This is a genomic window from Citrobacter sp. wls826 (assembly GCF_005281245.1).
Lineage (GTDB): Bacteria > Pseudomonadota > Gammaproteobacteria > Enterobacterales > Enterobacteriaceae > Citrobacter > Citrobacter braakii.
Window position 1 is genome coordinate 19,970 of record NZ_SZWS01000016.1, and the last position, 9,373, is coordinate 29,342.

Annotated in this window: 6 protein-coding genes; 3 read left to right on the top strand and 3 right to left on the bottom strand. The window is 55.2% G+C overall.

Annotated features, from left to right (window positions below):
• The 3 genes from FDW87_RS02180 to FDW87_RS02190 all read right to left on the bottom strand — a co-directional run.
• The coding region (locus FDW87_RS02180; protein WP_252362956.1) for a substrate-binding domain-containing protein at positions 1–642 on the bottom strand (642 nt) is incomplete at its 3' end.
• A 117-nt stretch (positions 643–759) separates the two neighbouring features.
• On the bottom strand, positions 760–1,422 hold the full coding sequence (entD, locus tag FDW87_RS02185) for an enterobactin synthase subunit EntD (RefSeq protein WP_047415103.1): 663 nt from the start codon (positions 1,420–1,422) through the stop codon (positions 760–762).
• Positions 1,423–1,472: 50 nt separating this feature from the next.
• Positions 1,473–3,746 carry a TonB-dependent siderophore receptor gene (locus FDW87_RS02190; RefSeq protein ID WP_016155941.1) on the bottom strand — a complete coding sequence of 758 codons (2,274 nt, stop codon included), beginning with the start codon at positions 3,744–3,746 and terminating at the stop codon, positions 1,473–1,475.
• A gap of 253 nt (positions 3,747–3,999) precedes the next feature.
• On the opposite strand from FDW87_RS02190, the gene fes reads away from it, so the two are divergent.
• The 3 genes from fes to entF are packed head-to-tail and all read left to right on the top strand — an operon-like array spanning position 4,000 to position 9,353.
• Positions 4,000–5,217, top strand: a complete 1,218-nt coding sequence (gene fes / locus FDW87_RS02195) for an enterochelin esterase (protein ID WP_137379421.1) — start codon at positions 4,000–4,002, stop codon at positions 5,215–5,217.
• Positions 5,218–5,247: 30 nt separating this feature from the next.
• Positions 5,248–5,466, top strand: coding sequence for an MbtH family protein (locus FDW87_RS02200; protein WP_016152190.1), 219 nt, complete (start codon positions 5,248–5,250; stop codon positions 5,464–5,466).
• Positions 5,463–9,353 carry an enterobactin non-ribosomal peptide synthetase EntF gene (entF, locus tag FDW87_RS02205; RefSeq protein WP_137379422.1) on the top strand — a complete coding sequence of 1,297 codons (3,891 nt, stop codon included), beginning with the start codon at positions 5,463–5,465 and terminating at the stop codon, positions 9,351–9,353. The genes FDW87_RS02200 and entF overlap by 4 nt, the downstream gene beginning before the upstream one ends.
• Positions 9,354–9,373 lie beyond the last annotated feature (20 nt).

Below are 9,373 nucleotides of genomic sequence, written 5' to 3' on the forward strand. Positions count from 1 at the left end.
GATCACGCCTACGATATCTGGGTTGGTTTGCAAAATGGCTTCCATTCGGGTAAAGGCTTCGGTTTGGCTCCAGTTTGCCGTCTGCTGGGCTACCATTTTCATGTCCGGATAGTCATCGAGTACATCGTGATACCCCTGCGAGCGTACATGGGCGTTGGTGTCGGATTGACGTCCCAGCAGTTCAACGTACTTCCCTTTTCCGTCCAGTAACCTGGCGAACTTCTCTGCGCCGAGCTGTGCGCCTTGATAGTTATTCGACACGATTTGCGCCACCGCGATACCGGTTTTATTGATTTCGCGATCGATCAGAAAAGCAGCTACACCCGCTGCTTTGGCTTTTTCCAGCGGCCCTACGGTGGCATCTGCACCCGCATTATCGAGAATGATCGCTTTCGCTTTACGAGCAATAGCAGTCTCAATCAGTTGGTTTTGTTTATTGACGTCATCATCATGAGAGGCAACCAGCGTGGCGTATCCCAGCTCTTTTGCTTTGGCGACTGCACCGTCGGCTTCGGCTTTAAAAAACGGGTTATCGTGAGAAGGGGTAATAATCGCAATCAGTCCGTTGTCGGCAGCATACAGCGAACCCGATGTGGTAAGGATCGAGGCCAGTAATACGGATTTAATCAAGGTCTTGTTCATCTTTTTCTCCACTTTGAATATTTATTCAAATATGATTTATTATTCAAGTTAACGATAAGTCGAGATAATCGAACTGTCTACGATTTGCGCAGCTAATTTCTTAAAAAGAGAAAAGGATCACGATCCTGATGGTGAGAATGGAAATAGCGTCACGATATTTTTATCACGCTGAAACCAATGAACGTTAACTTCTTGATTGCCGAGGTTTGCCGAAAATGACGGCATGATTTGTAATGTTAATTGCTGAGTCGTGAGTGCGGTGATTTTTGCGCTGGTGAAACCTGGTAGCCCCGATGCCTGATTGGAAAACGCCTTATACAGGCTCTCCTTTGCGCTGAATACCAGGGTTAAGGCGAGCGGAAAGGGCAGGCAGGCATGCTGCAAAATCTGATGTTCGTGGTTATCAATAATGCCATCAGCCAGCTCAACTGCGGTTTGTGGTGTAAAAATAGCTTCTATATCCAGCCCAATGGGATGCGTTGATACGACCGCCAGCGCCGTTGTTGCGCTATGGCTGATGCTGCCAAACAGATCCTGCGGCCACAATGGTTGGCGTTGCACACCGATGCCGGGCACGGTTTTGTGGCCAAATTCACGCAGTGCGTGGACTGCGGCAATACGCCCCGCTAAATGCTCAGCTTTACGCTTACGCCCACTGGAGTGGAGCTGAGTGTGGTGGGGAAGCCAGAGCAGGTCGTGCTCATGGAAAGTGTCGGGATCAAATTCGACAATGTGCAGCGTATGATCTGCGAAAGGGAGCGGGATGTGCGTTGTGTGCATGATTTCTTACGGTTTCCCTCTCCCCGCAGCGAGGAGAGGGAAAAACGTTATCAGAAGTGTGTGTTAACGCTCATGAACCACGTCCGGCCCGGTTCGTTATAGGTGTGCGCGCCTGCGCCCGCCATATAGTTCCCGGTCACGATATCGCCCGTGGTCTGGGCATTCCCTTCACGCCACAGACGTTTGTCAAAGACGTTATCCACGCCGCCGGTCAGGCTGACGTTTTTCGTCACATCCCAGGTCGCACTCAGGCCTACGATGCTGTATGGGCTGACTTCACTGGCCGAGCTACCGGTAACGGGTTTACCCTGGTAATCGTATTTTTTCGGCTGCTGTTTGCCGTACCAGGTGAAGGTGGATTGCAATGACAGATCTTCACGTGCCTGCCAGCTCAGGGTCGAGTTCAGCGTGTATTCAGGAATAATCGACAGACGCTCGCCGGTCTCTTTATTCTTACTTTGCAGCATGTAGGTGATGTTGTTAGTCCAGTTAACGGTTTCGCTAACCGGCACGTTCAACGTCCCTTCCAGACCTTCAACTACCGCTTTAGGAATGTTTTCCCACTGATAGATATCGGTATAAGTCGTTTTCCCTTTGTTGGTGATAGACGTTCTGTCGAACGGGACCGTACCTGCTTCAATCTTGTTACGGTAATCGTTGCGGAACCAGGTTACCCCAGCCAGCCAGCCGTCGCGTTTGAACTCCAGACCAATCTCTTTGTTGATACTGGTTTCGGCCTTCAGATCATCGTTGCCCATCATATAGCAACCAATACCGGTCGCGGAGCCGGTGGCGTAGCAACCCTGACCTTTACTGTACAGAATGTAGTTCGGGTTGAGCTGATACAGGCTTGGCGCTTTATAGGCGCGCGCAATCCCCATCTTCAGGGTGAAGTCATCGCCCAGACCTTGGGAAAGGTTCAGGGACGGACTCCAGTTATCGCCCACAATGCTGTGATGATCGAAACGCAAACCTGGCGTCAGCATGGTGCTGTCGGTCAGTTCCATGTTGTTTTCAGCAAACAGAGAGAAAATCTCTGCGTCTGAGTACGGGCTGCGGTTGGTGCTGCTGGACCCTGGAATATCACCGCCCATAAAGGTCTGCGAATTGGACAACATGTCCTTCATGCGCTGCTGGTTCCATTCGGTACCGAGCGTCAGATTTTGGTTAACCAGCAGATCTAACGGAATGCTGATTTCACTGTGCAGCATGACGTCACTCAGGTCGGCGTCGAGGTATTTTTGTGACGCATTCGGGTCGAAAATCCCTTCGGTACCCCCCGCCAGGCCCTCCGGCGTACGGGAGTTACGCGTATGTTCATACTGCACCCAGTTACTGGTAGTGACGCCGTTATCCCAGCCGCCGTTCCAGGTCAGAGAGTAGTTCTGGCGGTAAAGACGGTTGGTCTCTTTCCCGTAGTTATCTTTCACCAGTTGGTTGGTGTTGGTGTTTTGAGTGTCGCCCGCATACAGGTTGCCCTGACGGCTATAGCCAGCCTCCAGTTCCAGTGACTGGAGCGGGGCGAAATCCCAGCGAACCACGCCGTTAATGTCTTTGTTGATCACCCCTTCACGACCGGCCGGTAAAGTATTTGAATACGTGCCGGTACGTTCTGACTGATGACCCTGGTTGATATCCCACGCGTCGGCCTGGGTTTTATCGAGATTACCGTACAAACGGAAGCTGAAATCCCCGCCCAGCGGACCGTTCAGGCTAAAGTTGGTGCGTTTGGTTGAACCTTCGTCTTTATGTTCCGGGGCGTTGAAATAGGTATCCCAGGAGCCGTGCCATTCGTTGCTGCCTTTTTTGGTGATGATATTCACCACGCCGCCAGCCGCACCGTTGCCATAGCGTGCCGCGGCAGGACCGCGCAGCACTTCAATACGTTCGATCATTTCTGGTGGCACCCAGGCGGTATCGCCGCGGGTATCACGCTCGCCGCGCCAGCCCTGACGCACAGAGTTACGGCTGGTTACCGGTTTGCCGTCGATCAGAATCAGGGTGTTTTCCGGCCCCATGCCGCGAATATCGATCTGGCGGTTGTTGCCGCGTTGACCGCTGGTTGAGTTACCGGTCAGGTTGACGCCTGGCATGGTACGGATGATTTCCGACACATCGCGAGCGGGAGGATTCTTACGAATTTCATCAGCGGTAATGGTTGAAACGCCCGGTGCCTGCAGGTTCTGCTGGGCGGCGGTAACCACGATGGTGTCTTCATGAGAGACAGCGGCGCTATCGGTTTGATCTTCTGCCATCGCTGGCAGGGCTACCCCGTAAATCCCTAAATTGACCAATAAGGCCAGTGAATGAATCTTGTTGTTCATTGTATGTCCTGCTGTTCTTTTAGCCACGAGTACCAATGTGCCGTGGTGCGGCATTTGGTCTGATGTCGCCCGCATCCGCGTAAACCCTCCATTCCAGAAAAAGTACGCAGCGCCAGGCCGGTTTATAAGTGGTGAAAAACTGTGCGCGCTTCCCACAGCGCGACAATACGCTATTGCAAATGCAAATAGTTATCAATAATATTATCAATATATTTCACGCTAGATCATAAAATTTGACAATAAACATGGGGTTATGGCGGTGACGACGTTAAAGATGGGAAGCGAGGCGTGGTGGCAGTCAAAAAAAGGCCCGGAGTGGGAGCGTGAAGACAACGGAAATTATCGGGTAACCTTCTGGTGGCGCGACCCGCAGGGAACGGAAAAAGAGTCAGCCATTCACCGCGTATGGGTCTATATCACCGGCGTCACCGACCACCATCAAAATGCCACCCCGCAGTCGATGCAACGCATTGACGGAACAAATGTTTGGTGCTGGAGTGTTTCCCTCAGCGCCAACTGGCGCGGCAGTTACTGTTTTATCCCAACAGAACGAAATGATATTTTTGCCGCGCAGACGCCGGGCGAAGCGCCTGACCGAACCGTGCTGCGTGAAGGCTGGCGGCAATTGTTGCCGCAGGCTATTGCCGATCCCCTCAATCCGCAGAGCTGGCAGGGCGGTCGTGGCCATGCGGTGTCTGCACTGGAAATGCCTGATGCACCCGTACAACCGGGATGGGATCGACCTGAAAACCCCGACTCGCCCGCAGTTTGCCTGCAATGGCGTAGCGCCAGACTCGGCAATACACGCCGCGTGTGGGTGTTTACCACTGGTGAAGCTCAGCCGGAAACGCGTCCGCTGGCTATCCTGCTGGACGGACAGTTTTGGGCACAGAGTATGCCGGTCTGGCCTGCGCTGACTTCACTCACCCATCGCGGACACCTCCCGCCCGCCGTTTATCTCCTGATTGATACCATCGACACGGCTCACCGCAGCCGCGAATTGCCGTGTAATGCGGATTTTTGGTTGGCAGTACAGCAGGAACTATTGCCGCTGGTGAAGACCACGACCGCGTTCAGTGACGACCCGCAGCGTACCGTCGTCGCCGGGCAAAGTTTTGGCGGGCTGTCATCGCTGTATGCCGGGCTGAACTGGCCCGCGCGCTTTGGCTGCGTGCTCAGCCAGTCAGGCTCTTATTGGTGGCCGCATCGCGGTGGTCATCAGGATGGGGCGATCGTTGAGCAACTGAAAAGCGGAAAGATAAGCGCCCAAGGGCTGCGTATTGTCCTGGAAGCCGGGATCCGCGAACCCATTATTTATCGCGCAAATCAGGCGCTTTATGCCCAGTTACCCTCTGCACCACAGTCTATTTTCTGGCGTCAGGTTGATGGTGGACACGATGCGCTTTGCTGGCGCGGCGGACTGATGCAAGGGCTGATCACGCTCTGGCAACCGCTTACCGACACGATTTAACCGGACGATGTTCCACGACAGGAGTTGAGTATGGAATTCAGTAACCCCTTCGATAATCCGCAGGGCCAGTTTTACATTCTGCAAAATCCCCAACGTCAGTTTAGCCTTTGGCCGCAGCAATGCTCACTTCCTGCTGGCTGGACGGTCGCGTGCGAACCCCAATCACAGGAAGCCTGCCAGCAATGGCTGGATGCAAACTGGACCACGCTGACGCCAGCGAACTACGTCGATGTGCAGGAGGCTCCATGACTCAACGTTTACCGTTAGTTGCGGCTCAGCCGGGGATCTGGATGGCAGAAAAACTCTCCACATTGCCCTCAGCGTGGAGCGTGGCGCACTACGTAGAATTAACCGGCGAACTGGACGCACCGTTGCTGGCGAAAGCGGTAGTGGCGGGTCTTGAGCAGGCCGATACCCTACGGATGCGGTTTAGCGAAGATAACGGCGAGGTCTGGCAATGGGTAGACTCTGCGCTTGCCTTTGCGCCACCAGAAATTATCGATCTGCGCGAAAAATCCGATCCGCATGCGGCAGCGCGCGCCTTGATGCAGGCAGACCTGCAGCAGGACATCCGTGCTGATGGCACTAAGCCGCTGGTTTTTCACCTGCTCATTCAGGTGGGAGAAAAGCGTTGGTATTGGTATCAGCGTTACCATCATCTGCTGGTTGATGGCTTCAGTTTCCCGGCCATTACCCGCCAGATAGCCGCAATTTACCGCGCATGGCTGCATGGCGAGCCCACGCCGGAATCACCTTTTACGCCATTTTCTGAGGTGGTGGAAGAGTATCAACAGTATCGGCAAAGCGATGCCTGGCAACGTGACGGCGCCTTCTGGACCGAGCAGCGAAAGCAACTCCCACCTCCGGCTTCGCTGTCTAACAAACCCCTGCCAGGGCGGTCGGCCAGCGCGGGTATTATTCGTCTGAAGTTAACCGCGCCTGAAGGGGAGTTTCGCCGGCTTGCGGCACGTATGCCAGACGTTCAGCGTGCGGATCTGGCCCTTGCGCTGGTGGCGCTGTGGCTCGGACGTTTATGCAGCCGAATGGAATATGCCGCCGGGTTTATCTTTATGCGGCGTATGGGGTCGGCGGCGCTCACGTCCACCGGACCGGTTTTAAACGTCCTGCCATTTGGCGTGCAGTTGAATGCGGCAGAAAGCTTGCCTGCACTTGCCCAACGACTGGCCACACAGTTGAAGAAAATGCGCCGACATCAGCGATATGATGCTGAGCAAATTGTTCGCGACAGCGGGCGCGCAGCCGGTGCCGAACCGCTGTTTGGCCCGGTACTGAACGTGAAAATATTCGACTATCAACTGAATATTCCTGGCGTTCAGGCGCAAACCCATACGTTGGCGACAGGTCCGGTGAACGATCTGGAACTGGCGCTGTTCCCGGATGAAAACGGCGGGCTGAGTATTGAAATCCTGGCCAATAAACAGCGCTACGATGCCGCGACGCTGGCGCAACATGCATCGCGTTTAACCGCGCTTATCGCGCAGTTTGCCGACAATCCGTCGCTATGCTGCGGCGATGCCGGGATGCTGTTGCCGACAGAACATGAGCGGCTGGCGAAGATTAACGATACGACCGTGGCGATCCCGTCCACCACGCTGAGCGCGCTGGTGGTACAGCAGGCCGATAAAACGCCGGATGCCCCGGCGCTGGCTGATGCCCGCTATCAGTTTAGCTATCGTGAAATGCGCCAACAGGTTGTGGCGCTGGCGCGCCGCCTGCGCGAGCGTGGCGTACAGCCTGGTGACAGCGTTGCCGTGGCATTACCGCGTTCCGTGTTCCTCACGCTGGCGCTGCACGGTATTGTTGAGGCGGGAGCCGCTTGGCTGCCATTGGATACCGGATACCCGGACGATCGCCTGCGGATGATGCTCGAAGACGCGAAGCCAAAATTGTTGATCGCGACCGAAGAGCAACTGGCGCGCTTTAGCGATATTCCGGAGCTGGAAAGTCTATGCTACAACGCGCCGCTGCCAGAAGAGGATGCTGCACCGCTGGCGCTATCTCAACCTAATCATACGGCCTATATTATTTTTACTTCCGGTTCTACCGGCAGACCAAAAGGGGTGATGGTTGGGCAAACAGCCATCGTTAACCGTTTGCTGTGGATGCAAAATCACTATCCTCTGACCGCGGATGATGTGGTGGCGCAAAAAACGCCGTGCAGTTTTGACGTCTCGGTATGGGAGTTTTTCTGGCCGTTTATTGCTGGGGCAAAACTGGTCATGGCAGAACCTGAAGCGCACCGCGATCCGCTGGCGATGCAGCAGTTCTTTGCGCAGTCAGGGGTGACGACCACGCACTTTGTTCCCTCTATGCTGGCCGCTTTTGTTGCTTCACTGACGCCGGAAACCGCGCGGGAGAGCTGTGCCTCGCTGAAACGGGTATTCTGCAGCGGCGAAGCCTTACCTGCAGATTTATGCCGCGAATGGGAACAGTTGACTCATGCGCCACTGCACAATTTATACGGGCCAACGGAAGCGGCGGTCGATGTGAGCTGGTATCCGGCCTGGGGGGACGATCTCGCTGCCGTAACGGGCAATAGCGTGCCGATTGGCTATCCGGTATGGAATACCGGTTTACGGATCCTGGACGCCATGATGCGCCCGGTGCCCTTTGGCGTGGCAGGTGATCTCTATCTGACGGGGATCCAACTGGCGCAAGGATACCTGGGGCGAGCGGATCTAACTGCGAGCCGCTTTATCGCCGATCCATTTAACCCTGGTGAACGCATGTACCGGACCGGGGATGTGGCGCGCTGGCTGGAGAATGGCGCAGTGGAATACCTCGGGCGCAGCGATGACCAGCTTAAAATTCGCGGACAGCGCATTGAGCTCGGTGAGATTGATCGGGTGATGCAGCAACTGCCAGATGTCGAACATGCCGTTGCCCACGCCTGCGTATTCAACCAGGCGGCGGCGACAGGCGGCGATGCGCGACAGTTGGTGGGGTATCTGGTGTCGCAATCGGGGTTACCGCTGGATACGTCTGCATTGCGAGAAACTCTGCGTGAAAAACTGCCTGCGCATATGGTGCCGACGGTATTGTTGCAACTGGCGGAGCTGCCGCTGAGTGCAAACGGTAAACTGGATCGTAAAGCGCTGCCGATGCCGCAGTTGACGTCGCGTACGTCAGGACGTGCGCCGCGAGCAGGGACTGAAACCGCCATCGCGCAGTCTTTTGCGGCTTTGCTGGATTGCGAGGTTAATGACGTAGAGGCTGACTTCTTTGCGCTTGGCGGACATTCGCTGCTGGCGATGAAACTGGCAGCGCAGTTGAGCCAGATTTTTGAGCGTCAGGTAACGCCTGGGCAAATAATGGTGGCTTCTACTGTTGAACAACTGAGTGCACTGCTGGAGAGCAATGATGATGAAAAGTCGCAGCGTCTGGGATTCGAGACGCTGCTGCCGCTGCGTGAAAGTCATGGCCCAACGCTGTTTTGCTTCCATCCGGCGTCGGGTTTCGCCTGGCAGTTTAGCGTGCTGTCGCGTTACCTCAGCCCGCAGTGGTCGATTATTGGCATTCAGTCGCCGCGACCGGATGGCCCTATGCAGACGGCGGAAAACCTTGATGCGGTATGCGAACATCACCTGGCAACGCTGCTCAGCCAGCAGCCTCATGGTCCCTATTATTTATTAGGCTACTCGCTGGGGGGGACGTTGGCGCAGGGAATCGCCGCACGCTTACATGCCAGAGGAGAGACAGTTGCATTCCTGGGGCTGCTGGATACCTGGCCGCCGGAAACGCAAAACTGGCAGGAAAAGGAGGCCAATGGGTTGGATCCCGCGGTACTGGCCGAGATCGAGCGTGAACGTGAAGCGTTTCTGGCAGCGCAGCAGGGGAATGCGTCAGAGGCCTTATTTAATGCTATCGAAGGCAACTACGCCGATGCGGTTCGCCTGCTCACCACGGCACACAGCGTGCCGTTTGCTGGTCACGCCACGCTGTTCGTTGCTGAGCGCACTTTAGTGCCGGGTGTCAGTCCTGAACGCAGTTGGTCACCGTGGATATCCAGTCTGGATGTATATCGTCAGGACTGCGCGCATGTCGATATCATAACCCCTGAAGCGTTTGAGAAGATTGGGCCTGTCATGCGTGACCTGCTCCAAAATATCCAATAAACGTCATCGGGTCAGCGTGT

What these genes read in the sequence shown, in the direction of transcription:
- FDW87_RS02190 (WP_016155941.1), bottom strand. Translation starts at nt 3,746, where the DNA reads ATGAACAACAAGATTCATTCACTGGCCTTATTGGTCAATTTAGGGATT.
- entD (WP_047415103.1), bottom strand. Translation starts at nt 1,422, where the DNA reads ATGCACACAACGCACATCCCGCTCCCTTTCGCAGATCATACGCTGCAC.
- fes (WP_137379421.1), top strand. Translation starts at nt 4,000, where the DNA reads ATGGCGGTGACGACGTTAAAGATGGGAAGCGAGGCGTGGTGGCAGTCA.
- FDW87_RS02200 (WP_016152190.1), top strand. Translation starts at nt 5,248, where the DNA reads ATGGAATTCAGTAACCCCTTCGATAATCCGCAGGGCCAGTTTTACATT.
- entF (WP_137379422.1), top strand. Translation starts at nt 5,463, where the DNA reads ATGACTCAACGTTTACCGTTAGTTGCGGCTCAGCCGGGGATCTGGATG.